This is a genomic window from Streptomyces humicola (assembly GCF_024436035.1).
Lineage (GTDB): Bacteria > Actinomycetota > Actinomycetes > Streptomycetales > Streptomycetaceae > Streptantibioticus_B > Streptantibioticus_B humicola.
In genome coordinates, this window is the sequence record NZ_JANFNG010000007.1 from 138,454 (window position 1) to 162,134 (window position 23,681).

Annotated in this window: 29 protein-coding genes and 3 pseudogenes; 22 read left to right on the top strand and 10 right to left on the bottom strand. The window is 67.2% G+C overall.

From position 1 onward, the window contains the following. Positions 1–4 precede the first annotated feature (4 nt). Positions 5–490: a winged helix-turn-helix domain-containing protein gene (locus NGB36_RS12100; RefSeq protein ID WP_255920326.1), complete on the bottom strand. Its 486-nt coding sequence runs from the start codon at positions 488–490 to the stop codon at positions 5–7. Positions 491–672: 182 nt separating this feature from the next. On the opposite strand from NGB36_RS12100, the gene NGB36_RS12105 reads away from it, so the two are divergent. From NGB36_RS12105 to NGB36_RS12160, 12 genes are all read left to right on the top strand, one after another. Next, positions 673–1,002, top strand: coding sequence for an SCO3933 family regulatory protein (locus NGB36_RS12105; protein WP_255920215.1), 330 nt, complete (start codon positions 673–675; stop codon positions 1,000–1,002). 4 nt (positions 1,003–1,006) lie between these two features. Further along, entirely contained in the window at positions 1,007–2,383 is a 1,377-nt protein-coding gene (locus tag NGB36_RS12110; protein WP_255920216.1) for an FtsK/SpoIIIE domain-containing protein, read from the top strand. 84 nt (positions 2,384–2,467) lie between these two features. Then, entirely contained in the window at positions 2,468–2,662 is a 195-nt protein-coding gene (locus NGB36_RS12115) for a hypothetical protein (RefSeq protein WP_255920217.1), read from the top strand. A 32-nt stretch (positions 2,663–2,694) separates the two neighbouring features. Beyond that, on the top strand, positions 2,695–3,360 hold the full coding sequence (locus tag NGB36_RS12120; RefSeq protein WP_255920218.1) for a DUF2637 domain-containing protein: 666 nt from the start codon (positions 2,695–2,697) through the stop codon (positions 3,358–3,360). 14 nt (positions 3,361–3,374) lie between these two features. After that, entirely contained in the window at positions 3,375–3,563 is a 189-nt protein-coding gene (locus tag NGB36_RS12125; RefSeq protein WP_255920219.1) for a mobile element transfer protein, read from the top strand. 20 nt (positions 3,564–3,583) lie between these two features. Further along, the gene (locus NGB36_RS12130; RefSeq protein WP_255920220.1) at positions 3,584–3,934 is read left to right on the top strand and encodes a hypothetical protein; all 351 of its coding nucleotides are present in this window, start codon (positions 3,584–3,586) and stop codon (positions 3,932–3,934) included. Positions 3,935–4,026: 92 nt separating this feature from the next. After that, positions 4,027–4,209 (top strand): hypothetical protein, encoded by a 183-nt coding sequence (locus NGB36_RS12135; RefSeq protein WP_255920221.1) that lies wholly within the window; start codon positions 4,027–4,029, stop codon positions 4,207–4,209. 5 nt (positions 4,210–4,214) lie between these two features. Beyond that, positions 4,215–4,412, top strand: a complete 198-nt coding sequence (locus NGB36_RS12140) for a hypothetical protein (protein ID WP_255920222.1) — start codon at positions 4,215–4,217, stop codon at positions 4,410–4,412. Then, positions 4,409–5,797, top strand: a complete 1,389-nt coding sequence (gene repSA / locus NGB36_RS12145) for a replication initiator protein RepSA (protein ID WP_308288839.1) — start codon at positions 4,409–4,411, stop codon at positions 5,795–5,797. Before NGB36_RS12140 ends, repSA begins: the two co-directional genes overlap by 4 nt. A 2-nt stretch (positions 5,798–5,799) precedes the next feature. Next, positions 5,800–6,024: an excisionase family DNA-binding protein gene (locus NGB36_RS12150; RefSeq protein WP_255920223.1), complete on the top strand. Its 225-nt coding sequence runs from the start codon at positions 5,800–5,802 to the stop codon at positions 6,022–6,024. After that, entirely contained in the window at positions 6,024–7,247 is a 1,224-nt protein-coding gene (locus NGB36_RS12155) for a tyrosine-type recombinase/integrase (RefSeq protein WP_255920224.1), read from the top strand. The genes NGB36_RS12150 and NGB36_RS12155 overlap by 1 nt, the downstream gene beginning before the upstream one ends. A gap of 307 nt (positions 7,248–7,554) precedes the next feature. Continuing rightward, positions 7,555–7,953: a GNAT family N-acetyltransferase gene (locus NGB36_RS12160; RefSeq protein WP_255920225.1), complete on the top strand. Its 399-nt coding sequence runs from the start codon at positions 7,555–7,557 to the stop codon at positions 7,951–7,953. 336 nt (positions 7,954–8,289) lie between these two features. Here the strand turns inward: NGB36_RS12160 and NGB36_RS12165 are convergent, their stop codons facing one another. Continuing rightward, the gene (locus NGB36_RS12165) at positions 8,290–9,351 is read right to left on the bottom strand and encodes a protein kinase domain-containing protein (protein ID WP_255920226.1); all 1,062 of its coding nucleotides are present in this window, start codon (positions 9,349–9,351) and stop codon (positions 8,290–8,292) included. A gap of 65 nt (positions 9,352–9,416) precedes the next feature. Here NGB36_RS12165 and NGB36_RS12170 point away from each other — a divergent pair, with 65 nt between their 5' ends. After that, complete coding sequence (locus NGB36_RS12170; protein WP_255918566.1) at positions 9,417–10,187, top strand: transposase; 771 nt, start codon at positions 9,417–9,419, stop codon at positions 10,185–10,187. Here NGB36_RS12170 and NGB36_RS12175 read toward each other — a convergent pair. Then, on the bottom strand, positions 10,171–10,788 hold the full coding sequence (locus tag NGB36_RS12175) for a serine/threonine-protein kinase (RefSeq protein WP_255920227.1): 618 nt from the start codon (positions 10,786–10,788) through the stop codon (positions 10,171–10,173). The genes NGB36_RS12170 and NGB36_RS12175 overlap by 17 nt on opposite strands. A gap of 505 nt (positions 10,789–11,293) precedes the next feature. Between NGB36_RS12175 and NGB36_RS12180 the strand changes: the two genes are divergently transcribed. After that, positions 11,294–11,875, top strand: coding sequence for an SH3 domain-containing protein (locus NGB36_RS12180; RefSeq protein ID WP_255920228.1), 582 nt, complete (start codon positions 11,294–11,296; stop codon positions 11,873–11,875). 1,295 nt (positions 11,876–13,170) lie between these two features. Here the strand turns inward: NGB36_RS12180 and NGB36_RS12185 are convergent. Next, positions 13,171–13,443, bottom strand: coding sequence for a PAS domain-containing protein (locus NGB36_RS12185; RefSeq protein WP_255920229.1), 273 nt, complete (start codon positions 13,441–13,443; stop codon positions 13,171–13,173). Here NGB36_RS12185 and NGB36_RS12190 point away from each other — a divergent pair. The 4 genes and pseudogenes from NGB36_RS12190 to NGB36_RS12205 form a co-directional block, all read left to right on the top strand. Next, positions 13,441–13,894, top strand: a pseudogene (locus tag NGB36_RS12190) (cation diffusion facilitator family transporter); the annotation flags it as partial. The gene NGB36_RS12185 and the pseudogene NGB36_RS12190 overlap by 3 nt on opposite strands. Before the next feature lie 45 nt (positions 13,895–13,939). Beyond that, on the top strand, positions 13,940–14,248 hold the full coding sequence (locus NGB36_RS12195; protein WP_255920328.1) for a thioredoxin domain-containing protein: 309 nt from the start codon (positions 13,940–13,942) through the stop codon (positions 14,246–14,248). Between the two features lie 47 nt (positions 14,249–14,295). Then, entirely contained in the window at positions 14,296–14,952 is a 657-nt protein-coding gene (locus tag NGB36_RS12200) for a class I SAM-dependent methyltransferase (RefSeq protein ID WP_255920230.1), read from the top strand. Then, on the top strand, positions 14,949–15,245 hold the full coding sequence (locus tag NGB36_RS12205; RefSeq protein ID WP_255920231.1) for a sulfurtransferase TusA family protein: 297 nt from the start codon (positions 14,949–14,951) through the stop codon (positions 15,243–15,245). The genes NGB36_RS12200 and NGB36_RS12205 overlap by 4 nt, the downstream gene beginning before the upstream one ends. A 651-nt stretch (positions 15,246–15,896) precedes the next feature. Here NGB36_RS12205 and NGB36_RS12215 read toward each other — a convergent pair. Both NGB36_RS12215 and NGB36_RS12220 read right to left on the bottom strand, forming a co-directional pair. After that, entirely contained in the window at positions 15,897–16,151 is a 255-nt protein-coding gene (locus tag NGB36_RS12215) for a hypothetical protein (RefSeq protein ID WP_255920232.1), read from the bottom strand. 94 nt (positions 16,152–16,245) lie between these two features. Beyond that, a pseudogene (locus NGB36_RS12220) lies at positions 16,246–16,449 on the bottom strand (site-specific integrase); the annotation flags it as partial. A 443-nt stretch (positions 16,450–16,892) separates the two neighbouring features. Here NGB36_RS12220 and NGB36_RS12225 point away from each other — a divergent pair. Beyond that, positions 16,893–17,687 carry a right-handed parallel beta-helix repeat-containing protein gene (locus NGB36_RS12225; RefSeq protein ID WP_255920233.1) on the top strand — a complete coding sequence of 265 codons (795 nt, stop codon included), beginning with the start codon at positions 16,893–16,895 and terminating at the stop codon, positions 17,685–17,687. A 239-nt stretch (positions 17,688–17,926) separates the two neighbouring features. Here NGB36_RS12225 and NGB36_RS12230 read toward each other — a convergent pair whose 3' ends face one another. Then, complete coding sequence (locus NGB36_RS12230) at positions 17,927–18,796, bottom strand: SDR family NAD(P)-dependent oxidoreductase (RefSeq protein WP_255920234.1); 870 nt, start codon at positions 18,794–18,796, stop codon at positions 17,927–17,929. A 58-nt stretch (positions 18,797–18,854) separates the two neighbouring features. On the opposite strand from NGB36_RS12230, the gene NGB36_RS12235 reads away from it, so the two are divergent. Beyond that, positions 18,855–19,571 carry a TetR/AcrR family transcriptional regulator gene (locus tag NGB36_RS12235; RefSeq protein WP_255920235.1) on the top strand — a complete coding sequence of 239 codons (717 nt, stop codon included), beginning with the start codon at positions 18,855–18,857 and terminating at the stop codon, positions 19,569–19,571. A gap of 479 nt (positions 19,572–20,050) precedes the next feature. On the opposite strand, the gene NGB36_RS12240 is transcribed toward NGB36_RS12235, so the two are convergent. Then, positions 20,051–20,599 carry a DinB family protein gene (locus NGB36_RS12240; protein ID WP_255920236.1) on the bottom strand — a complete coding sequence of 183 codons (549 nt, stop codon included), beginning with the start codon at positions 20,597–20,599 and terminating at the stop codon, positions 20,051–20,053. A 487-nt stretch (positions 20,600–21,086) separates the two neighbouring features. Between NGB36_RS12240 and NGB36_RS12245 the strand changes: the two genes are divergently transcribed. Further along, positions 21,087–21,368: a hypothetical protein gene (locus tag NGB36_RS12245; RefSeq protein WP_255920237.1), complete on the top strand. Its 282-nt coding sequence runs from the start codon at positions 21,087–21,089 to the stop codon at positions 21,366–21,368. Positions 21,369–21,494: 126 nt separating this feature from the next. Here the strand turns inward: NGB36_RS12245 and NGB36_RS12250 are convergent, their stop codons facing one another. Both NGB36_RS12250 and NGB36_RS12255 read right to left on the bottom strand, forming a co-directional pair. Further along, positions 21,495–22,139, bottom strand: a complete 645-nt coding sequence (locus NGB36_RS12250) for a methyltransferase family protein (protein ID WP_255920238.1) — start codon at positions 22,137–22,139, stop codon at positions 21,495–21,497. 136 nt (positions 22,140–22,275) lie between these two features. After that, positions 22,276–22,627, bottom strand: a pseudogene (locus NGB36_RS12255) (class I SAM-dependent methyltransferase); the annotation flags it as partial. Positions 22,628–22,649: 22 nt separating this feature from the next. Between NGB36_RS12255 and NGB36_RS12260 the strand changes: the two are divergent. Next, on the top strand, positions 22,650–23,666 hold the full coding sequence (locus NGB36_RS12260) for an MASE1 domain-containing protein (RefSeq protein ID WP_255920239.1): 1,017 nt from the start codon (positions 22,650–22,652) through the stop codon (positions 23,664–23,666). Positions 23,667–23,681: the final 15 nt, after the last annotated feature.

Below are 23,681 nucleotides of genomic sequence, written 5' to 3' on the forward strand. Positions count from 1 at the left end.
ATGGTCATCGGTCTCCGCTCGCGCGCTGGCGCTCGCCTGTGTTGTTCTGTCGTGCGGTGTCGTGCGGGTACGGCTGTCCCGTCCGAGCGTAGAGATCGATCAACCGGGCTTGCACTAGACCAACCGTCCGCCTGAGTTCGCCGACCTCCTCGCGCAGCGCATCAATGTCGGATGATGACTGCTGGACGGAGAGCCCTGATACCTCCTCGCGTAGTTCACTCAGGTCGCGTGCTAGGTCGTCCAACCCGATGCGCGCGCTGCGGCTCTGGTCTGGCGTCGCTCGCACATAGACGGCCTTGCCTGGCTGACCGTAGACCAGCCCCTCGTTTCGAAGCTCCTTGATCGCAGCGCGCACCACTGTGGTGGATGCCTTGTAGCGCTCTACGAGCTGCACGGTTGACGGCAGCGGCCCCCCAACTGGCAGTGCACCGCTCGCGATCTGCGACCGAAGATCGTCTGCGACGCGCTGGTAGGCGGGGCGCCCGATCATGTCGGTCACAAAGTGCCTCCCTTACGCACATGGCTCAACAAGCCACACCTAGTGCATCACAGTGCGCCGACACCTTCTAGGTGCGACCCAAGGTTGGTCGGCTTACAGCCTTGACATCCTTGTGCACATAGCTCAACCTTGTGTGTAAGGTCCTCAAGTCGAGCCTCACTCAAGGAGTTGGAATGCCGTCCTTCAAGATCGACACATCGACCGCTGTCGTGTTCGTGGCGACCGCGCCGACTCCGAAGCTCGTCAGCAAGCAGACCGGTGAGATCGCGGTTGACCGGGAGACCGGCGCGAAGCTGATGACCGTGGGCCTGCTGATCTCCGACGAGGGCGAGGGGAACCTGTACCAGGTGACCGTCCCCGAGACCGGGATCCAGGCGGACTTGGCGCCGGGCACGCCGGTGTCGGTGATCGGGCTCCGGGCGCGGGACTGGGAGAACACCTTCAACGGCCAGACCCGGCACGGGATCTCGTTCCGCGCCGTCGCGATCACGGCGGGGGTCTGACGCCATGTCGGATCTCGCGACGCTGCTGGAGGTGGCCGGGCCGCTGGCGGGTGCTGGCGGTCTCGGCTACGCCAAGGTGCGGGCACCGGGCGTGTACTGGTCCCTGGTGGGCCTGCCGTTGACCTGGGGCCGCTTCACCTTCTCCTACCGGTCCACGATGGACGTGTGCGGTCTGACGGTGCGGCCGTCCGCCCTGCGCGCGTTCGTCGTGCGCAACGTCGCCCGCCGTGAGGTCCTGCCGGTTCCGCCGAAGGTCCGCTGGGTCCGCGGTACCTCGACCGGCCTGCGGGTACGGCTGCGGCTTCCCGCCGGACTGGAACCGGCGGACGTGGCTGCCGCATCCGAACGGCTGCGGCACGCCTGGGGCGTTCACGCGGTGCGCGTGACTGAGGTCAAGCCGGGCGTGGTCGAGCTGCGAATGACCGGTTACGACGTGCTGGGCCGGGTGCGCCTGCCGCGCCGCCTGCCGTCCGGCCCGATGCTGGTCCCGGTGGCGATGCGGGAGGACGGGACCGTGTTCGTCCGCGACTACCGGCAGATACCGCACGCCCTGACCTTGGGCGCGAACCAGTCAGGCAAGTCGATGTATCAGCGCAACCTGATCAAGGGCCTGTCCCGGCTGCCGGTGGCGCTGGTGGGCATCGACTGCAAGCGCGGTGTGGAACAAGCCCCGTACGCGCCCCGCCTGTCGGCGCTGGCCACCAACCCGGAGCAAGCCGCCGGACTACTCGATGCGCTCGTGACCGAGATGGAAGCCCGGTTCGACCTGCTCAAGGCGTATCAGGGCATCGCCCCGACCATGCCGGATGCAGAGATCACATCCGACATCTGGGGCCTGCCCGCGGAGGTGCGGCCGGTGCCGGTCGTGGTCCTGGTCGACGAGGTGGCCGAGCTGTTCTTGACCGCCACCAAGAAGGAGGAGGAACGCCGGGACCGGATGGTCACGCAGTTGATCCGCCTCGCGCAGCTTGCCCGCGCGGTCGGCATCTACCTGGAGGTCTGCGGGCAGCGCTTCGGCTCCGAGCTGGGCAAGGGCGCCACCATGCTCCGCGCACAGCTCACCGGCCGCGTGGTGCACCGCGTCAACGACAAGCAGACCGCCGAAATGGGCCTGGGGGACATCTCACCCGAGGCGATGTTCGCCGCGACCACGATCCCCGTGGACAAGCCCGGTGTGGCCGTGGCCGGTGACTCCTCCGGCGGCTGGTCCCGCATCCGCACCCCGCACACCACCCTCGCCGACACGGCCGCCGTGTGCCGCCAGAACGCGCACCTTGTGCCGGACCTTCCCGCCCTCGCCCCCTGGCGCCCCGTCGCCCCGGCCGTTGCCGATCCGGTCGACGCGCCGTCGCTGGTCAAGCCCCACGTGGTGACCGACTAACACCCCCCTCTCTACCGGTCGGCGTGACCGCCTCACGCCAAGTCCCTACCCCCGCCATGCCCGAAACCGAAAGGAGTGATCGCCATGGCCGCTCGCAAAACCACCCGCCGCGCCCTCACCGAGCCCGCCGCCCCGCCCGCGCCGGACCCGTGCCCGGTCTGCAAGGGCGCCGGAGAGGTCGCCAACACGGTGCGCGTCGGCCGCAGGCATCGCGTCGTCGGCCAGCAATCCGGCTTCTGCCTGGCCTGCTTCGGCACCGGCGAAGCCCCCGCCACCTGACCACCACGCCCCCTCGAAGGAGGTGAACGACCATGCACCGACTCCGATTCGACGCCGTAATCATCCAAGCCGTGATCGCTGGAGCATTGTCCTTCGCCCACCTGCACGACATCGCCAACGCCGCTGGACAACACGGCTGGAAAGGCTGGGCCTACCCCGTCAGCGTCGATCTGCTGCTCGTTGCCGCATGGCGTCGCATGCGGACCCTGCGCGCCAACGGCCAACCGGCCCGCGCCGCCTGGACCTGGTTCGCCATCTCCCTGACCGCCTCATTGGGCGCCAACGTCGCCACCGCCGGACTGCTCGACCTGCGGCACGTCCCCGCCGTCCTGCGCATCCTGGTCGCCGGATGGCCCGCCCTGGCCTTCCTCGGCGGCACCCTCCTCGCCCACACCCACACCACCACCCCGGCACCCGCCACCGAACCCGCCCCCGCACCGGTCGAGGAAGGCGCAGAGCCGGTCACGGTCGAACGCGCCCCCGACCCCGCCCCGCAACTGCCGCCGCCCACGCCGACACCCGCCCCGGCCGCGACCACCGCCGCCGCGAGTGTGCCGGTCGCGTTGGTTGACCACGCCCGCAAGGTCGCCGACGCCCACCACGCCCGCACCGGCAACCGGATCGACACCGAAACCCTGCGCGCCCGCCTCGGCATCACGCCCGCCCTGGCCGACGCCATCGCCACCCAACTCACCTGACAGGAGGTCAGAGCATGCCGCGCCCGAACCGCTTCTACGACGTGATCCGCATCGGACCCGTCCAGGTCGGCACCCACCACGACGGCCGCGGACGCACCAAGCACACCGCCGCCTGCACCGCCCCCGGCTGCGGCTTCAGCGCCGACTACGTCGACCGCTCCGCCGCCGAACTCGCCGCCCGCACCCACCACTGCAACCCCTGACCCCGGAAGGACAACCCGCCATGCTGCTCCGCCCGACGTACCCCAAACCCGACACCTACACCCCACCGCCGGTCACTCCCACCGCGATCGTCCCGGCCGCTGGCGCGCCCGCCCCGGCCCCGGCTCCTGCCCCGGTTCCGGTCGCGGTACCGCCTGCCCCGGCACCGGCACCCACGCCGGTCTCGTCCGTCCCAGCGGTGCGGCTCACCCCGGCCGGACTGGTCACCGTCGCCGCCGGTGGTGCCGGTGTGGTTCTCGTCGTTGGCGCGGTCCTGGTCTCCCTGCTGCTCGCGGTCGCCGTCACCGGCGTCTCCGTCGCCGTGGTCGCGGTCGTCCTGCGCCTGCTCATCAAGGACCTGCACAAGCACTGAACGGCCCCGGGGCGGCTCTCTCGCCAAAGATCCGCCGCCCCGGCGCCTGCACCCCCTTCCAGACCCAACGGACCCGAAAAGGGAGCCCCATCATGCCTCAGCACGCCCAGAACACCCGCGTCTGCCGCGACTGCGACGGTTTCCCCACCGTCGCCATCACGACCGGCACTCGCCACGCCGACGGCACCCGCGCCACCTTCCGCGTCACCTGCCCGACCTGCAAGGGCACCGGCTACATCGCCCCCGCCTCCGTGCTCGCCCGCGCCGGGCGGTGACCGCCGTGGCTGACCTCACCCCGACCCCGGACCGCCCCGGCCTGCACGTGAGCAAGCCGTCCCCGTCCGCCCCCGCCCGAGGATCCGCCGTCTGCCACTGCGGCGCCCGCGCCACCGCCACGGGTGACGTCCAGGTCAAGGCGCTGGTGGGCGGCTACACCGCCAACCACGGACCCGCCCACCAGAAGGAGGGGCGTAAGTGACCGACGCCGCCACCATGGCGGGCCTGGACCCGACCACCCTCAACGACCTGTTGCGCGTGGTCGGGTCTCCCGGCTTCGACCGCATCCAAGAACAGATCCGCCGCACGGGCGGCTGCTCTGATCCCATCCGCCTTGCGGGTACAACCAAAACGGTCGACCCGGCCACCGGCACAGTGCTGCACTACTACGCGACCGACGAGGAACCCGGCGGCGTCCTCCGCGTCGCCTGCGGCAACCGCCGAGCCTCCCGCTGCCCCTCCTGCGCCTGGACCTACGCCGGGGACACCTATCACCTCATCCGCGCCGGGCTGACCGGTGACCCCGCGAAGGGCATCCCGCAAACGGTGCGCGATCACCCGCGGGTCTTCGCCACCCTCACCGCCCCGTCCTTCGGCCCTGTCCACAACCGCCCGGCGTCCGGTCGCTGCCGCTGCGGTACCCAGCATGCCGACGACGCCCCGGAGTTGGGCACGGCCCTGGACCCGGAGACCTACGACTACGCCGGGGCGGTGTTGTGGAACAACCACGCCTCCGACCTGTGGCGCTACTTCACCATCTACCTGCGCCGCGAGATCGCCCGCCGGGCCGGACTCACCCAGAAAGCCGCCCGCGAACAGTCCCGCGTCAACTTCGGCAAAGTCGCCGAATACCAAAAACGCGGAGCCGTCCACTTCCACGCCGTCATCCGCTTCGACGGCCCCGACGGCCCCGACTCCCCGCCCCCCACCTGGGCCACCCTCGACCTTCTCACCGACGCCATCCACGCCGCCGCCCGCCGCGTCGAAGTCACCGTAGACCCCGCCGGGCAACACCCCGCCCGGGTGCTGCGGTGGGGCACACAGCTCGACATCCAGCCCATCGGCGCGTTCGGCAACGGCGAAGAGATCACCGAACAAGCCGTTGCCTCCTACGTGGCCAAGTACGCCACCAAAGCGGCAGAGACCACGGGCACGATCGACCGGCGCATCGGCAACGTTGAAGCCCTCGACTTGTTCGACCTGCCCGACCACACCCGGCGCCTGATCGAAGCCTGCCTGACCCTCCACGCCGACTACCCGGGCCGCAAGCTCCGCGACTGGGCTCACATGCTCGGCTTCCGCGGCCACTTCTCGACCAAATCCCGCCGCTACTCCACCACCCTCGGCGCGCTGCGCCAGACCCGTGCCGACTACCGCGCCGCGCAGGAACGCGCCCGCCTCGGCCTGCCCGACCCCGACGACAACCCGGAGGCAACAACCCTCGTGCTCGCCCACTGGACCTACGCCGGACACGGCCACACCGCCGGCGAATCCTGGCTCGCAGCCAACATCGCCCGCGACATCCACGCCAACCGCGAGACCGCCCGCGAAGCGCTCGCCGACATCGACGACACGGGGGAGTGGTGACCATGGCAGATCGCCTGCTGACCGTGGCACAGGCTGCTGAGCTGCTCGGAACGCTTGAAACGTCCGGGGAACGTTTCCCACGCCGACTGATCGAACAACGTCGGATCGCGTTCGTGAAAGTCGGCCGCTACGTGCGCATCCCCGAGAGTGCCGTTGAGGCGTACATCAAGGCCAACACCGTCGAGCCGGTCACGGCTCGCTCTCGGCGACTGCGGGCGGTGGTCTGATGCCCAACAGCAAGGGGCGCCGCCGTCGCTTTGGTGCCGTCCGTCAGCTCAAGTCCGGTCGCTGGCAGGCGCGATACCGCGATCCCGCTACCGGAGAGCTGCAGGCCGCGCCCTACACGTTCGACACCAAGACGGACGCGGATGTGTGGCTTACAACCACTGAGGCAGAAATCATCCGGGGCACCTTCCGCGATCCCGATGCGGGAAAGATCACCGTAAAAGAGTGGGGAGAGCGCTGGTTTCAGGCGGCTTCGCCCCACCTGAAGCGTCGAACCGTCACCCTCTACGCGGGATTGCTCCGCCTGTGGATCTATCCCCGGATGGGCGCCTACGAGCTGTCGGCGGTTCGCCCGATTCATGTCAAGGAATGGTTGCTCAGCCTCCAGAAAGCGGGCCTGAGCGCGTCGCGCATCCGCACGGCGTACCGCGTGCTGTCGCAGGTCTTCGCCTCCGCCGTGGACAACGAGCTGATCGCCGTTACTCCGTGCCGGGGGATCAAGCTGCCGCGACTGCCCGAGACTGAACCGCACATCCTCAGCACGGCGGAGATCGAGCGTCTGATCTCGCACCTTCGCCCGCCGCATGACCTCCTGGTCAAGCTCCTGGCCTATGCCGGGCTGAGGATTGGGGAGGCCTTTGCTCTGCGCCGAATGGATGTCGACCTGGCCAACGGGATGATCTGGGTTGATGAAGCGCTCCTGGAGGATGCTGGTCAGCAGTTCTTCGACACCCCGAAGTCCCACCAGAAGCGCCCCCTTGCCTTGCCCACCTACCTGGTCAAGCATCTGCGTGCCCACCTGGACGCTCGTGTTGAGGACGAGCCTGAAGCACTGCTGTTCCTCGGCCGTACGCGCCGACCGCTTCGCTACAAGTCGTGGCGCCGTACACACTTCGACAAGGCTGTCGACCTTGCCGGACTGAAGGACGTGACGCCGCAGGATCTCCGTGCTACGCACGCATCGCAGGTCGCCGACCGCCACGGTGTCATGGCTGCGGCCAGACGTCTCGGCCATGCCAATGCCAGTGTGACCACTCGGCACTACGCCCGTTCGCGTGACGGCCAGGATGCCGAGATCGCCAAGCAGCTCAACGCCGATCATCAGAAGGCGCAGCGGGCGCGTACCAAGAAGGCCAAAGCTCCAAAGCGCCCCAACGGCAACGTGGCACGGAAGTTGCACGACCACAGCAACGAAGATCCAAAATCCACAGAGCAAGGCGCCTGACCTGCGCGGACGGCTCCGCATTCAAGATCAATCGCCACAGTCTGTAAATCTGTCGGCTTACGCCTACGCAGGTTCGAACCCTGCCGCCGCCACACGGAAGAAACGGCCTCTCACCAGCGGAAACGCGGGTGAGAGGCCGTTCTCGTTGATCAAGGCAGGTGAGGGCGAAAAAGGGCTTCTGTCCCGGTATGTCTCACCTCAATCCCACTGTTGATCATTGTTTGTGGGGCATGTGTGGGGCACGGATCGGCCCCGGCCGGGCCTACTCCCACTGGCGTAGTGCCTGGTCAATGCGCTGATTGGCGAGGTGAGCCGCACCGTCCAAGCACTTGGCGTAGACCCCCGGCGGGCCGAGGACGAGGCCAGCGCCCGCGGCTGCCGCGCGGCCGTGCTCTACACGATCACCTTCCAGGTCCCCGGCTTCTACCGGAAACGAGGGTGGAAGCACCTGGGAGAGGTCCCCTGCGATACGCCGGGCACCAGCCGCGTCTTCATGACCAAAGAACTCGCTGAGTCACTCAAACTCGCTGACACCGCCCAGCCTTCGTTGTCACAGGACATCCTGGCTGTGGCCGATGCACCTGATTGCCCAGATGGCCTGGTCAAAGCCCAGCGCGGGCTGATCGCGGTTAAGCAGGAGTCCAAGCTCCTCGCCTCGCTCCCCGCTGGGTCACCGAGCGCGTCGATGCCGGTCAAGCGCCGCTAGAACTTGCGTGCTAGGCGGCTTTCCTCGTTTAGGAAACCGTGCATCCGAAGAAAACTTTCCTGGAAATTAGACTTGCTTAATTCAGGCAAGTTTTCCTAGCGTTACAGGTTGCCTCATGCCACGATGGGAAGCGTGGACCCCGATGACATGATCCCGGATGCCCTCCTCGACCAGGGACTGCAGGCGCTGCGTGACCGGCTCGGACCTACCTGGAGCGTGACCGTTAAGCCCGACTCGCACGAGTTCAGAGGTGGAAGTCCATGGAACGAGGTCGAACAACTAGCCATGCGCCGATGGAGGTTGTTCTGGGCTCCCTTGAATTCAGCGTACAGCTGATCACTGTTGGTGGATGTTGGCGGAGGCGATAGTGCCGTTGCTCACGGTATACGTACCGGTGAAGTACCGGTGAGATCCGTCGGTTTGTGTGGCGTCGATTTTAACGCTCACGGTGTCGCCGGACACGGAGGTCACCGTGACGGAATCCGACGCGGTGTTCGAGAAGCCATTTACGAAGGAATCGTACGATGTCCCCAGGTTCTTGCCACCCAGCCCCCATGCGCGCGCGTAATCGTGAGCGTTGATGGCGGCGTAATAGTCCTGGACGACCTGTTGGACACCCGGGGTTGTTGGGGCATTCGAAGCCGGTGGTGGTGCTGGTGGTGTCACTGTCCCGCCGTTGCTGGGCGGTGACGGCGCTGGGGTGGGAGCGCCCTGGGTCGGCGGACGGGTAGGCGCGCCCTGCGCCGGCGGGGGGTTGGTCTGGGCTGTGGCGGGAGGCCTTTGTGTGTTATGGGCGCTGTTGATCAACTCCACCGCCGACAAGCCGCCTCCTATGACGGCCGCTATCAGGGAGAGGGCCATGATCAACAAGCGGGCGCGTGGTTGCCGCCTACGCTGGCCGGCGCCGTGTCCGGCCTTCCCGGTTGGGCCGGGGCCGCTTGTGCCTGCCGTTCCTGCGGCCGCAGACCGCGGTGTCGTGGGCGAGCGGGTTATCGGGGGTTGGGCTTGTGCGGGGGTCGGCGGGGACGGTGCCGTGCGTATCGTTTCGGGTCTGCGGTGGTCGAGGGGCGCTGTCGGGCGTGGAGGTGTGGCCGTCGATCCGGTGGCCAGGTCGCTGAGCGCCGTTTGTAGCTGCTCGGCGCGTGGGCGGTGATCGGGGTTCTTGCGCAGTAGCGCCTCAATCACCGGAGCCAGCGGTCCGGCGTGGCGTGCTTGCCCCGGCCGTTCGTTAATCACCGCTTGCAGGGCGTCGGAGGTGGTCGATCGGCGGAAGGGGGAGTCCCCCTCCACAGCGGCGTATAGGGTCGCGCCCAGCGACCAAAGATCGGAAGCTGGGGTGGGAGGATGGCCCATGACCTGCTCCGGCGAGAGGTACTCGGGTGATGCGACGGCTCCCAATGTGCGGACGGGATCGCTCCTAAGGGTTGTCCCGTAAGTAATCTTGATGTGGGATGATCTTGGGTGTGGCTGGTGTGATCACGGCGTCGGAGCCCTCCTGGATAGAGCCGTTCTCCGGACTGAGCCCGCGCGCCTTCGGGAAGTTGGTGACCGTGCTGCGGCGTGAAGGCGCCGATGCGCCGGGGCGAGGCCGGCCGTGGAGTCTTCCACTGGAAGACCGTGTGCTGCTGGTGGCGGCCTACTGGCGCACGAACCTGACCATGCGCCAACTCGCCCCGTTGTTCGGTGTGTCGAAGTCCGCCGCGGACCGGATCATCGATCACCTTGGCCCGCTGCTGGCGCTGCAGCCGCGTAAGCGGTTCCGCAAGGACGCGGTGCTCATCGTGGACGGCACCTTGGTCCCCACGCGCGACCACACGGTGGCCGAGCAGTCGAAGAACTACCGGTATTCGACCAACCACCAGGTCGTGATCGACGCCGACACCCGGTTGGTCGTCGTAGTCGGCCGGCCGCAGCCCGGCAACCGTAACGACTGCCGGGCCTGGAGCGAGTCCGGCGCGAAGGAGGCCGTGGGGAACACCACGACGATCGCCGACGGCGGGTACATCGGCACCGGCCTGGTCATCCCGCACCGGCGACGGAGGAAGGGCGAGGAATTGCCTGCGTGGAAGCAAGAACACAACAAGTCCCACAAACGGGTCCGCGCCCGCGTCGAGCATGTCTTCGCCCGCATGAAGGGCTGGAAGATATTGCGCGACTGCCGGCTCAAGGGCGACGGCGTGCACCACGCCATGCGCGGAATCGCCCACCTGCACAACCTCAACCTCGCCGGATAGGCGAAGCGCACCCACAGCCGACCACACCCACACTAGGCCGTAGATCATTTACGGGACAGCCCTTAGCCCCGTAGACGGCCAGGCCGAAATCGCTGAGGGCCACTCGGCCACTGCGTTCCAGCAGGACATTAGTCGGTTTTATGTCTCCGTGCGGGATGCCGAGACGATGGGCCTCGCTCAGGGCGGACAGCATCTGGAGCCCGAGGCGTGCCGCCCAGTACGGCGGCACAGTGCCCTGGGTGGCTAGAACCTCGGCCAGTGACGGTCCGCCGATCAGCTCCATGACGATCCACGGTCGCCCATCCTGCTCGAGGACGTCCAAGATGGTGGCGACGTTAGGGTGCTTGAGTCGACTGGCCGCTCGGGCCTGCTGCTGCATGCTGCGGTACAGGGCGAGGCGTTCCTCTGGCGAGAGACCGGCGAGGATCAGCTCTTTCACTGCTACGTCGCGACCCACGGCCAGGTCCTGGGCGCGCCAAACAATTCCCTTAGGGCCGCGGCCAATCTGCTCGATCAGCCGGTACCTATTGACCAGCAGGGGATCTTGGCCTCCTGACGGTCGAGCACTCGAGCCGGTCCCCGGACCGTCGTGCCCGCTCACGGTGCTTCCTTTCCAGGGCGTCGATGGCCGTGCTTATCCATTGTGCCTCCCGGTCAGCTGATCGGACGTGTTCGGCTGTTCTGCTGCGGCAGCGACGACACAGCGAGCAGGGTCCTCGGATTTCGATTAGGACCTTTGGCCCAACCCTTCTCGACTTTGCCCGTGATACACACCAAGTAGGGATGCTGATCAAGTAGGGATGCTGATCAAGTAGGGATGCTGGCCAAGGCTTTTGCACGAAAGAGTTAAGGGTCTTAACAGTGGAGGCGACAACTTCTCCAAACCGCTTCGGCCCCAAACAATCGATGAGTCATCAATAAGCTGCCGGATGAGGCACCGACGCTGGATGGATCATCACTCAGGGTAGCCATCTCTCTCGCTAGCGTCCACGGCGTCATTTCCTTCACGTCGTTGTGCCGTGACGGACCACCAACGTCGAGACGCCAGATGCCAAGTTGGTGGCTCGATCGCCATATTCATACGGGGGAGAAACGGAGAGCAGTTCATGACTCAGCGGAATCCGCTTTTCAAGCGGAACTCTCCTAAAGGCGGCGGGTCGGATCCGCGCCGGGTGCTCTGGGGTGACGGAGCCAGCACCACCGGCGAGGTGTTCATTCCTACCCACACAGTGCCTGCGTGGGGTCTCGAAATGTGGAACACCCCCGACATGGCGCACGATCCCGCCGACATGATCGCGCCTGGAACGCAAGTACAGGTCCTTGAACGAAGGGCCAACGGGGTTGTGCGTCTGCAGGCACCCGGCCGCTCACCAGGCTGGACCGATGGGCGCCAGCTGCAGGAGATCCCCGGCTCCGCTCCTGCAGACAGCACCGCCGACTTTACACAGCCGCTCAAAGCCGCGCTGGCGACCAGTTCACGCCTCCTTCAAGAATTTAAGACTGGGCGCATCGACGCCGATTCATTTCGCGTCCAAGCGTTCCGAGCCGGCCTCGTGGTACTCGACGAAGAGGCGTGGATGTGGGACTTCAGGAGTGGTTGGTTCCGTTACGACGGGATCGTGCTCAGTCATATGGCACTACCCGCTGAGGGGCGGGACGGAAATGAACGGAACGAGGAACGGTTATGAACCCATGGGATGCGGTCAATGACCTGGTAGACATGGAAAAAATGGGGGACCTCCTCAAGTCGTATCAAAATTCCCTGGAGCTCAAACGAATTTACCTGGAAAGGTGTGAGCGATTCCTCACCTCCGGAAAGTACGCTGAGCATGGACTGACTCCCCAGACCGCGCAAGAAGAGATCAAGCTTCTGGAGGAAAGTATCGATCTATACGAGAGGCGAATCACCTGGTGCCGGCAAGTGTTGGACAAGGGTCCAGAGGCCTGTCGCGCCGGGCTTCAGCAGGTGGCAGCCGACACGCCCGATTGGATGAAGCAGATGGAGCAGGCGCTTGAGCCTCCGCCCGAACCGCCGGCTCCTCCGCCCCAACCGCAGGTTGTTCGTCGTGTGCCCGGTGGGGGTGGTGTAGGCGCCGACGCGGCGACCGGGGACGCCCCTGCACCTCAGGGACCCGTGGCCGGAGAGGCGGGCGGAGCCGGCGCCCCGGCCGCTGGCCCCGAGCCTCCTCCCATCGACCTCCCGGCACCGAACGTGATTCGGGTACCCGGCGGCGTGGGCCCTGAGGTTCCCACCGGCGGCCCTGCGGCAGCGGCCCCCGAGCCTCCCACCATCGACGCTCCGGCACCGAACGTGGTTCGGGTACCCGGCGGCGTGGGCCCTGAGGTTCCCACCGGCGGCCCTGCGGCAGCGGCCCCCGAGCCTCCCACCATCGACCTCCCGGCACCGCAGATCGCACGGGTGGGCGTAGCGACGGGAGAGGAAATAGCGGGTACAGGCGTCGCCGAAGCTGAGGCCCTTAGCCTGGGCAGGCTACTTGTGGGCGCCTTGATCGTCGGGGTCCTCGCGCTAGGTGCAGCAGCAGGCGCCTATACGGCATACAACCATTTCACCTCGCGACCTCCGATGTCGTCGCAGCATTATTTCCCTCTCACGGGGGACTACAACGGAGCCGTAACCCTCGAGGGAAGCTCCACCGGAACGACGGCAAACTGCTCCAAACCTCAGTGCTATGTCACGATCGTCAAGACGACTGCGCACGGTATCCAGGTGACGTTCACATCCACAGCTTGGCAACCGGCATTCAATGGAGCAACCAGTTACTGGAACCAAAAAGTTGGCCCGATGGCCGCCTCACTTACCCGGGACGGAAAAGTCCAGGGATCCGGTACGACGACCCTCGCCGATACCAGCGGACAAACTGTGACAGTAAGGAATGGCTACACACTGAATGGAAATATCAGCGGCCTCAACAGCGATTCCCCCTCGTACAACCTCACTATCAACTTGTCCGGTCTAGAAACACTACACATGACAGGCGCGAGAATCGGACCACCTTCTTCTTGACCGGCTTTCCAGGACCCTTCGCGCCACGGTGCCTTCTTCCTCTGGGTCTTCGAGTTCATACGCCTCGGTGAACTGCTTGCCCAGCAGGTGTCCCGCCAGCGTGTCACGCAGCCCGCGCACGGCGGTGTTCACGCGGACCACGCGCAGCTGATCGTCGAGGACGAGCAGTGCCACCGGGGACTGGGTGAACACAGGTCGCTGACTCGGCCCCAGCCCGGCCCGGCGCGACATCCCACCCGCGACGCCCGCGAGAAGCGCGCCCTGCGGATCATCGCTGCCTCCTTCTTCGCTCTCGCGCTCTACGTCACCATCGACTCCGTACGCGCGCTGACCGGCACCGGCGAAGCCCACCACCCGCTCCCCGGCATCCTGCTCGCCTCTCGGTCAGTCAGCGCAAGGCCGGCCGGGAACTCGGCTCCGCCTCCGCAGTCGCTGACTCCAAGCAGACCCTCCTCTGCACCTACCTCTCCGCTGTGCTCCTGGCCGGCCTGGTGGCCAATCTGCTGCTCGGCTGGTCCTGGGCCGACCCGATCGCCGCCCTCGTCATCGCCTCCGTCGCCGTCAAGGAAGGCCGCGACGCCTGGCAGGGCAAGGGCTGCTGCGCAGCCCCTCCACTGCTGAGCCGCCCGACCTGAGCACCGAGGCGGACCGGTGCGGCTGCCGCCCCGGCTGCGACTGCTGCCCCTTATCCCCGCGCCAAGGCCCCCAACCGCGTGATCCTGGAGCCATGGACATCGAACTGCAGGTCGTGCCCGACTGCCCCAACACCGAGCGGGCGGCCGAACGCCTGCGCGAGGCGCTTACCAACCTCGGCCTGACCCATGTCGCGATCACCACCCGCGTGATCACCAACCAGAACGAGGCCGAGGCGGCACAGTTCACAGGCTCGCCGACCATCCTGATCAACGGACGCGATCCCTTCGCCGAGCCCGGCCAGGCACCAGCGCTGACCTGTCGGCTGTACCCAACCCCGGACGGCCTTGCCGTCACCCCCACAGCCGACCAGCTGCGACAGGCCCTGACCAGCGTCCTCTAGGCTGCCCGACGCATAGGACACCGCGGGGGCGAGGAGAGCAGGACGACGTGAGTGACGAGCTGGCCGACGCCCAGCGGCAGCACTGGCAGAACACCTACACCGCTCACCCGGGCATGTACGGCGAGCAGCCCTCCGCACCCGCCGTCCACGCAGCCGAGGTATTTCACGCAGCCGGAGCACAGGACGTCCTCGAACTGGGGGCCGGGCACGGCCGCGACGCCCTGTACTTCGCCCGCCAGGGCTTCACCGTTCAGGCCACCGACTTCAGCCCCATCGGCCTGGAACAGCTCCAGCGCGCCGCCCAGTCTCAGGGCGTCGCTGAGCGGGTGACCACCGCGGTGCACGACGTGCGCGAACCACTGCCGCTGCCCGACACCTCCGTCGACGCCGTGTTCGCGCACATGCTGCTGTGCATGGCACTTTCCACCAAGGAGATCCACGCGGCGGTGGGCGAGATCCGCCGCGTACTGCGGCCCGGTGGCACCTTCGTCTACACCGTCCGGCACACCGGCGATGCCCACTACGGGGCCGGCACCGCACACGGCGACGGCATCTTCGAACACGGCGGCTTCGCCGTGCACTTCTTCCCCCGTCACCTCGTCGACTCCCTCGCCGACGGCTGGACCCTCAACGAAGTCCACGCCTTCGAGGAAGGCGACCTGCCCCGCCGCCTCTGGCGCGTCACCCAGTCGCTGCCCCGATGAGCCAACACCCGACGCCCGCGGCGGACATCACCGTCGACGGCACCGGCCTGTTGTGCGTCACGCTGCTGCTCCGTCTTCGCCAGTGGATCGACAGCGCAGAACCGGGCACCGTCGTGCACGTGATTGCCACCGACCCGGCCGCACCACTGGACCTCCCGGCCTGGTGCCACCTGGTCGGGCACGACTACCTCGGCCCCGTGCCTGGCGATCAGCCGGCGTTCGCGCTCCGGCTGTCCGCCGACGTACGTCCTACTCGGCCGGAGGCACCCTGGCCCCCCGACTTGGCTCCATGACGTCGGATCCGAGTCCAGCCGCCTCAACCAGACTCGGGGCGAGGTGCCGTAGGCATTCCGCAACCTCTGATAGCCGGGGTTACCAGTACGCGACGTGCCCGGCCTCTTCAGCGTCGGTCGGCTCTCCGACGTGTTCGGCGCCCCGGCCAGCAAAGATCTCGTGCGGCCGGTCGCCAGCCCGTCCGTTGATTCGGCGATACGTCAGGGGCGGCGCGTGGCGAGCGCCCAACTGGCAGGGCCGCGTGGGCCAGCCGTGACGGGTTTCGACGACTCGATTCCCTCCTGTGTCCCGGGGGGTCGACGGCCGGAAAGCTGCCAGGTCGGAGGGCGGGTAGACGGCCCGCCGTAAGTCTGTCGGCTTACGCCTACGCAGGTTCGAACCGTGCCGCCGCCACACGACAGAATGGCCTCTGACCAGCGGAAACGCGGTCAGAGGCCGTTGTCATTTGATCGACCACAGGGCCGAGTGAAATGGTCGTGATACCCCACTCCGTCTCACCGGGGTCGCGCTATGGGTCAGCGTCTGTGGGGCATGTGTAGGGCAGAAAGAGGCTTTGCCGGAAGGCTTTGTCGGGCCGTCCCGCCGACGTAGGCGACTGGCGAGCCCGCCAGCGCCGTCGTTCGCCCTTGCGTGTCCGGCCGGCGAGCCGGTCAGCCCGTGAGCTGCGCGATAGCCCAGGCCGCCAGACCCAGAATGAGCAGGGCGATCACGACCCACGCCAGCACCGGACCCGGACCCCAGCCGCGACGCAGCGGCTCCCGCTCAGGGCCTGACAGCTCGGAGAAGGACGACTCGGCGGGTGTGCTCGCCCCCGGCCACATCGCGTAATCCGCCGGAACCTCAAGACCCTCGTCCGGAACCTCGGTCCGCGGTTTGCCTTCGCGGCGGGCATCGTGCTTTGCCATCGCATCCACCTCGTATTCGTTCCGTACCCGGGATGCCGGTAGACATGCAGTGCGGAGACCGTCAGAGCCCACTTTCCCGTGCGAGCACCTAGGGCTACTCCCACTCGCGTAGTGCCTGGTCAATGCGCTGATTGGCGAGGCGGGCAGCGCCGTCGAGGCACTTGGCGTAGACCCGGAGCAGTACGGCGACGCTGTGCCCGGCGCGCTGCGCCACCTCCATGGGGTCCACTCCGGAGTTGAGCCACAGCGAGACGCAGGCGTGTCGCAGGTCGTAGGGGCGCTTCGCGAGCGGCGAAGACGAGGGTCAGGAAAAATCACGCGATACCGCACATCCGTCCGGGCCCGGCATCGCGGTCGGCGGATTGCTTCCAGCGGCGCCAGCCCGAACGGGCAGAGGTGGCAAGTTGGCCAGACCACCAGAGACTGATCGGTCTCGGTGTGCGTGCACCTATCGGTTCAACAGCTACGACCGTTCGATGGACGTAGTGCCTGCCCCCGGTACGCCTGCCGCAGGCCGGGATATCCGTCCTCGCGGGGTGTGCGCAGACTGCTCACCCGGACAGCAAGGCGAGCGGGGCGCGAGCATGGGCTGTGCCTCGCCGTGGAGCGAGAGAGCGGGGAGAGTTCATGCGAGCAGCCGTGGTACGGCGATGCCGGGTGAGGGCTGCTGCGGCGGCGGTGACAGCGGGGGCGGTCGGCCTGGTCGGGGGGATCCCGGCTGCGGCTGGATCCCGGACCGTCGTGGTGCACTGCAACGAGAACCCCGGCGCCCTGCAGCCTGCGATCAACGCGGCTCCGTCGGGTTCGACGCTGTTGGTGGAAGGAAAGTGCGTCGGTAACTTCACCATCAGCAACACGAGCTTGGCCTTGGTCGGCGGCAGACACGCGGTCCTCGATGCTGGGGGCTTGGGTATCGTCGTCACCATCCTCGGCGCCAGTACTCGGGTGCGCCTGCAGGATCTCACCATCGTTCACGGCAACGACGCTGGCATCCAAAACGCCGGCGGCACCATGGAGCTGATCCGCGCCGCGGTACGCGACAACACCGGTGATGGCATCCTCAACAATGTCGGCACGATGACGCTGACCCGCTCCACAGTATGCAGCAATAGCAGCCAGTTCAGTGGGGGCATCGGCAACATGGCTTCGATGACGCTGAACGACTCGACAGTGTGCAACAACGGCAGCCAAGCCAACGGCGGCGGCATCTTCAACGAGGGCCCTATGACCCTGCACGACTCAACGGTACGTCACAACGGCGGGATCAACGGCGGCGGCATCTTCAACTTCAGCGCTGGCACGCTCACGCTGGACCGTTCCCGGGTACGCGACAACACCACCGCCAACAACGGCGGCGGCATCTACAACCAGGGCACGACGAAGCTGAAGGACTCCGCGGTAGAGCGCAACATCGCAACGGTCGACGGAGGCGGCATCTACAACACAGGCACCGTGACGTTGCAGCGCTCCAAGGTGCGCGACAACCGCCCGGACAACTGCGCCCCGGCCGGGAGCGTCCCCGGCTGCACCGGCTAAGCGCAACGATTGATCATGAATAGGCCAGCCCCGGATCTCTGACCTGCGCCGACCCTGGTGTCGGTTGTCGTCGTCTGTCAACGCTGGTCCACGTCGGACGGCCCGGAGACGGCCCGGGTCACTGGCCTGCTGTCGTACCCAGACACCTCGCCACACTGCCCCGGCGCAGCCGGATTTCCTTGACGAACTACATAGAGGCGCCCCCGCGGACCTGGCGTTGGGTTACCGGGGTCCGGAGGTCAGTATGTCGAGTCGGGGGGGAAGGGGGCGGGGTAGGGCTCGGCGAAGTCGGCCGAGCGGGCGACCTGACGCCACTTCAGGTCGTCCTCGAGCAGTTGACGGTCCATTTGGATGGAGCCTTCGGCCGCGTTGACCCCGAGCGGCAGGTGGTGGGGGATGTCGCGCCGCTTGGCGATCTGCACGAGGATCTCGGCGGCCCGGACGGGATCGCCGGCGGGGCCGTCGCTGTTCTGTCGCAGGCGCGTGTGGACGGCGCCGACCGTCTCGGCGTATGCCGCCGGGATGTCGTGGACGACCATCGAGGATCCGGCCCAGTCGGTGCGGAATCCGCTGGGTTCGATGACCAGCACCTTCACGCCGAAAGGGGCAGTCTCGGCGCGCAGAACGCGGCTGAATCCGTCGATGGCGAACTTGGCCGCCTGATACGAGGCGATACCTGGGGAGCCGCCGACTCTGCCGCCCATGGAGGAGAACTGCATGACCAGCGCGCCCTTCTGCTCACGTAGGAGCGGAAGCGCGGCCTTCGTGACGTTGTACACGCCCCAGAAGTTCGTCTCGAACTGCGCGCGGAAGTCGCTGTCCTGGGTGGTCTCGATCGGCGAGACGTTGGCGTAGCCAGCGTTGTTCACCAGGACGTCGATGCGGCCGAAGCATGCCTGCGCCTCGGTGAGGGCCGTGCGTGCGGCGGCTGGGTCGGTCACGTCGAGCGCGATTGGGCGGATCCGTTCGCCGAACTGCTCTGCCAGGTCGGCCAGCTGCTCGGGGTGTCGGGCGGTCGCGGCCACGAAGTCGCCGGCTTCGAGCGCCGCGCGGACGAGGGTGCGGCCGAAGCCGCGGGAGGAGCCGGTGATGAACCATGTCTGCTGCATGAGATTACTAAAACACTGTTGCGTTAATAACGCAACAGTGTTCCGCTATCATCGACGTGTGGACACCTCCGAGTTTCAGCGCGCTCGCTCGCCCGAGGCCAAGCGCCTGCGCGAGGCCTCGATCCTGGAGGCCGCCCGAGCGCTCGGGCGGGAGCGCGGCATCAGGAACGTCACCCTGACGGACATTGCCGCCGCTGTGGCGATGCACAAGTCGGCGCTGCTGCGCTACTTCGAGACACGCGAGGAGATCTTCCTTCGCCTGACCGCAGAGGGCTGGCAGGAGTGGTCGCAGGCGCTGTCTGAGCGGCTGCGAGAGGAGGTGGATCCGGGCCCGGCGGCCGTGGCGCAGGCATTTGCCGCCACGCTCGCTGACCGGGGGATGTTCTGCGACCTGCTCGCCCACGCGCCGCTCAACCTTGAGCGCAACGTTTCACTCGACGCGGTACGCGACTTCAAGCTCGCCACGCTCGCCGCCCGTGCGCCGATCATCGCAGCCCTCCGCGAGCACCTGCCCGCATTGAGTGACCAGGACAGCGTCGATCTGATCGCGACCGCTGTCGCGCTGGCCGGGGCGATGTGGCAGATCGCGAATCCGGGTCCGGATGTCGCCGCTCTCTACCGCAGTGACCCCCGCCTTGCCCACGCTGTCGTGGAGGTCGAACCCCGCCTCGCCCGGATCCTGACCGCGACGGTCAGCGGTATGGCCACGGGGGAGCGTGAGCAGTCAGGGACAGAAGCTACGTGGCGGCCGAGGCGCAGCAAGAACGCGGGGTAGCGTCACCGCTGCATGGAGTCCCCAAGCGAGCAGTCCGTGACGAGACATCGCAACGTGACACATCCTCTAAGGAGGGCCTTGAAGTCGCAGAGGAGGTAGTTGCTCGACTATCGATCCGGGAAGATCCGGGCCATTTGCGGGCCAACTGCTGCTCTTTGTGCTCCGCTTGACGCGTAGTGCCACGTGAAAGGCATGATCAGCGCGAACTGCCCGACACCCTGTAAATCTGTCGGCTTATGCCTACGCAGATTCGAACCCTGCCGCCGCCGCACGGAAGATATCGGCCCCTGACTGACCAGCAAGAACGGTCAGGGGCCGATCACTTTCCTGATCACTGTGGCTCCCCGTCGTTCCCCGTAGTTCCCCGCCTCTTCAGGCACGCGGCGGGCACGGGTGGCATGGGGGCGCGAGCATGCCGCGGAAAGGGGAGGCTGGCCGTGCCTCGTCATCCACGGTGTGAGGGTATAAAGCTTGCCGGGTCACACGCCTATGGAGCCGTCGATGCGTTCGCGCAGCAGGTCGGCGTGGCCGTTGTGTCGGGCGTACTCGGCGATCATGTCCACCATGATCCTGCGCAGCGAGATCGGCTCGCCGGTCCTCTTCCGGACCCCTGTTTCGTCCAACGACGCTGCGGCAGTGGTGATCTGTCGGGACCGGTCGCATTCTGCCCGCCAGACGGCGAAGGCCTCGTCGACATCACCATCCAGGCGGTCGAAGTCCTGGTCGGGGTCCTCGTCGGAGTAATAGAGCATCGGGACGTCCTCGTCAGCGAACTGGATGCGGAACCACCAGCGCTCGACGCCGGCCAGGTGCCGTGCCAAGCCATGCAGGGACAGCGCGGACGGCGGAACCGCCTTTTCAGACAGCCGATCCGGCGGCAGACCAGCGCACTTGAGCTCGAAGGTCGCCCGGTGCCAGTCCAGGACTGCGCTTAGCGTCTCCCGCTCGCCGCCAACGGCGGGCGGGTCGGGGCGAGGGTCACTGTTCCACCGGGGCGCATAGTGCTTGGGTGCGGGGGCGTCGGTCATCGTCTGCCCTTCCTAGTCGGGGACGGGCTGAGTCTGGCAGGCATGACTGACACAGGGCCTTATTTGCTTTGGGCGGGAGCTGGCATGGGGCGAGAGATCAGGTTGCGTCCGCGGGCCGTGTCCTCGCCATCCCGACTACGCCACGCTTGACGTCGCGGCCGCCTCGGCTTGGACGCGCTCGGTCACGTCCACCCACTCGCCTGAGATCTCTCCGATGGCCGCTTCAGCCTCGGAGAGGGAGCGTCCTCGTTCGGCGGCGGACATGCCGGCGGCGATGCTCTGCCACTTCGCGAAGACGTTCAGCAGCTCGTGGGCCGGTGCTGTTGCTCAGCATCGGATTGCCCGGTGCTTCGCAGATGGATTCGATGGTCCACGTCTGATCTTGCGTCCCGGTCGCCGAGCAGCGCGAGGCATTTCATATTAGGTTTCGGTGACTGTAAGGAGTCGACTTGTTGCTATAGGTATTCGATCGATCTACGGAGAAGACATGCGCAAGCTTCATAAGACTGCTGTAGTGGCCTCTGCACTCGCCGGCGTCGGCTTCCTCGGCGCCGGCACGGCCTATGCAGACGGCGGGCCGGGTGGCGACATCGGCGTCACGCAGAGGGTCTCGGGCAAGTCGTACGACCTGAACCTCGACGTTCTCGGCGAGGTCGGCATCGGGAACGGCCTGGCGGGCAACGCGCTCAACGGGGAGGGCAACCCGGGCGGGCAGGTCACCCCGCTGGGCTCGACCACGGGCCAGCCCAACAACGCCTTCGGCAGGTAACCGAGGAAGGGCGCCGGCAGGGCGAGCCACTGGCTCACGCTCGGGCCCGTTGTCCTTCCTCTTCAGGGCCCGGGCGCGGGCCGGTTCGCGGTGTCGGTCGGCTCATGCCTACGCAGGTTCGAACCTCTACGGCTGTTGGCTGCCTGTACGGGGGTGGGGAACCCGGGCGGGGCGCGTCCACGGGATGAGCGCCGGGACGCGGGCGCGGTACGCATCGTAAGAAGCGCCGAACTGACTGGCCATCATGCCGTCCTCGATCCGGACCCGGCGCAGCAGCCAGGGCACGGCGACCACCAGGAAGACAATCCAGACGCCGAAGCCGCAGGCCAGCATGCCGCCGACGATCAGTCCGAGGAGGCCGGTGTAGATGGGGTGGCGGACCAGCCGGTAGGGACCGTCGGTGCGCAGCTCGTGGTGCTCCTGGACCATCGGGATGCTGGCCCACATCGTGCCCAGGACCCAGCGGGCCCACAGCAGCAGACCGGTGGATATCACGGCGAGCAGGGCGCCGAGGAGTGCGAGCTCGGGCTGCCAGTACTGCAGGTGGTGCCAGAAGGAATGCGGTGAGTGTCTGACCAGCGCGGAGAACAGATAGGCGCCCAAGATCAGCAGAGCCCGGCCGGGCAAGGTGCGACGCAGTCCGCGCGCCCAGCCGCCCACACCGGCCTGGCTCTTCACACCGAAGTAGACAGCGCCCGCAATCCAGGCCACGACGAAGATCAGGACGCAGACCCCGGTGAGGGTGACGAGTACGGAATGAAGAGAGCCCATGGCCCAAGCGTGCTCTGCGCGGGCAGTGGGTCACCACCACCCACGGGCTGAATCAGGGGTCTCCACCCACGGGTGGAGACCCTTTGCTCGACAACGCCCCTGTGTGACGCCAAGTACCGGTGCGGTGCCCCTGGCGCTACGTCCGGGGGTCGCGGCGGAACAGTGCCGTCCAGAGGAAGAGCTCGCCGAACCAGGGGGACTGCGACGGTTCGTCGCGCATGCGGCGCAGGTCGACTTCCGCCAGGTCGGAGAAGATCCAGCGAAAGGACTCCGGCGTGTACGCGAGGCCGCCGTGGAGGTGGGACTGGCGGTAGAGGTCGGCGTGGGCAGCTCGGATCCCATCGCGCCGGCTGCGAAGCAGGTGAGGGCGAAATGGCCGCCGTGCGTGAGAGTGCGGTCGAGGAGTGCGAGGTAGCTGGTGCGGCGGTGCGGCGGTGCGGCGGTAGGTGGTGGAAGCAGCCGGATTCGTAGATCAGTGACCCGTGCCCCCCGGCGAGGGACCATGGGGCCATGAAAGGCCGTGCAGTGGCAGCTGCGCTGCTCTCCGGGCGGCTTCAGCGGTACGGCATCGCGGGTCTGCGGATCGTCGCCCTCGCTGCTGCTTACTTCGGTGCCGCGAAGCTGGGTCTGCTCGAGCAGCTGGTGAGAGGCGTGGTCACGCCTCTGTGGCCCCCGACCGGCATCGCGTTGGCCGCTCTTCTCCTGCTCGGCCCCAGGATCTGGCCGGCGATCGCGATCGGGGCGTTCGCGGTCAATGCCACGCTCGGGCTGCCGGCCGTGGCCGTAGTGGTGATCGTCATCGGCAACACGCTCGCCCCTCTCTGCTCGTACGCGCTGCTGCGTCGCGTGGGCTTCCGTATCGAGGTGGACCGGCTCCAGGACGCGCTCGCGCTCGTCTTCCTCGGGGCCCTGGCCGGGATGCTGATCAGCGCGACCCTGGGCAGCGGAATACTCGTGCTCTCCGGCGTCCTGCCGGCCAACGGCTTCTTGCCGGCGTGGTCGGTGTGGTGGACCGGCGATGCCACGGGCGTGCTCATCGTCACCCCGGGACTGCTGGCACTGCGTGCTGCCCGCCTGCCGGGGGGAGTGCGGCCCCGGCGATGGGTCGAGGCGGCAGCGTTGCTGATGGGCACGCTGGGCATCGGGTATCTGGCGACGCGGACCTCGAACCTGCTGTTTCTCGTCTTCCCCTTCCTGGTCTGGGCCGCGTTCCGCTTCCAGCGCGCGGGCGCCGCACCGTGTGCGCTGGCCGTGTCCACGCTGGCGATACTGGCCGCCACCCGCATGACCGGGCCGTTCGCCGGACACAACCTGTTCACCAATATGGTCACGCTCCAAGCCTTCGACGGTGCCACCGCGCTGACTGCGCTGCTCCTCGCGGCAGTGGTCACCGAGCGGAAGAAGACCCGCTGGGAAATCGAAGCGGCCTGCGCACGGCTCTCGGACGTGGTGTCCCGTCTGCCACCGGACCTGATCGAGCGTCGCCGGCCACCACCGTCGCCCCCGCCTGTCCCGGGAGCGCGGTGACGCATTCGTGACGTT

Coding starts and splice junctions, on each gene's coding strand:
- NGB36_RS12100 (WP_255920326.1), bottom strand. CDS start 490: ATGATCGGGCGCCCCGCCTACCAGCGCGTCGCAGACGATCTTCGGTCG.
- NGB36_RS12105 (WP_255920215.1), top strand. CDS start 673: ATGCCGTCCTTCAAGATCGACACATCGACCGCTGTCGTGTTCGTGGCG.
- NGB36_RS12110 (WP_255920216.1), top strand. CDS start 1,007: ATGTCGGATCTCGCGACGCTGCTGGAGGTGGCCGGGCCGCTGGCGGGT.
- NGB36_RS12115 (WP_255920217.1), top strand. CDS start 2,468: ATGGCCGCTCGCAAAACCACCCGCCGCGCCCTCACCGAGCCCGCCGCC.
- NGB36_RS12120 (WP_255920218.1), top strand. CDS start 2,695: ATGCACCGACTCCGATTCGACGCCGTAATCATCCAAGCCGTGATCGCT.
- NGB36_RS12125 (WP_255920219.1), top strand. CDS start 3,375: ATGCCGCGCCCGAACCGCTTCTACGACGTGATCCGCATCGGACCCGTC.
- NGB36_RS12130 (WP_255920220.1), top strand. CDS start 3,584: ATGCTGCTCCGCCCGACGTACCCCAAACCCGACACCTACACCCCACCG.
- NGB36_RS12135 (WP_255920221.1), top strand. CDS start 4,027: ATGCCTCAGCACGCCCAGAACACCCGCGTCTGCCGCGACTGCGACGGT.
- NGB36_RS12150 (WP_255920223.1), top strand. CDS start 5,800: ATGGCAGATCGCCTGCTGACCGTGGCACAGGCTGCTGAGCTGCTCGGA.
- NGB36_RS12155 (WP_255920224.1), top strand. CDS start 6,024: ATGCCCAACAGCAAGGGGCGCCGCCGTCGCTTTGGTGCCGTCCGTCAG.
- NGB36_RS12180 (WP_255920228.1), top strand. CDS start 11,294: ATGACTCAGCGGAATCCGCTTTTCAAGCGGAACTCTCCTAAAGGCGGC.
- NGB36_RS12185 (WP_255920229.1), bottom strand. CDS start 13,443: ATGTCGCGCCGGGCCGGGCTGGGGCCGAGTCAGCGACCTGTGTTCACC.
- NGB36_RS12195 (WP_255920328.1), top strand. CDS start 13,940: ATGGACATCGAACTGCAGGTCGTGCCCGACTGCCCCAACACCGAGCGG.
- NGB36_RS12205 (WP_255920231.1), top strand. CDS start 14,949: ATGAGCCAACACCCGACGCCCGCGGCGGACATCACCGTCGACGGCACC.
- NGB36_RS12215 (WP_255920232.1), bottom strand. CDS start 16,151: ATGGCAAAGCACGATGCCCGCCGCGAAGGCAAACCGCGGACCGAGGTT.
- NGB36_RS12230 (WP_255920234.1), bottom strand. CDS start 18,796: ATGCAGCAGACATGGTTCATCACCGGCTCCTCCCGCGGCTTCGGCCGC.
- NGB36_RS12240 (WP_255920236.1), bottom strand. CDS start 20,599: ATGACCGACGCCCCCGCACCCAAGCACTATGCGCCCCGGTGGAACAGT.
- NGB36_RS12245 (WP_255920237.1), top strand. CDS start 21,087: ATGCGCAAGCTTCATAAGACTGCTGTAGTGGCCTCTGCACTCGCCGGC.
- NGB36_RS12250 (WP_255920238.1), bottom strand. CDS start 22,139: ATGGGCTCTCTTCATTCCGTACTCGTCACCCTCACCGGGGTCTGCGTC.
- NGB36_RS12260 (WP_255920239.1), top strand. CDS start 22,650: ATGAAAGGCCGTGCAGTGGCAGCTGCGCTGCTCTCCGGGCGGCTTCAG.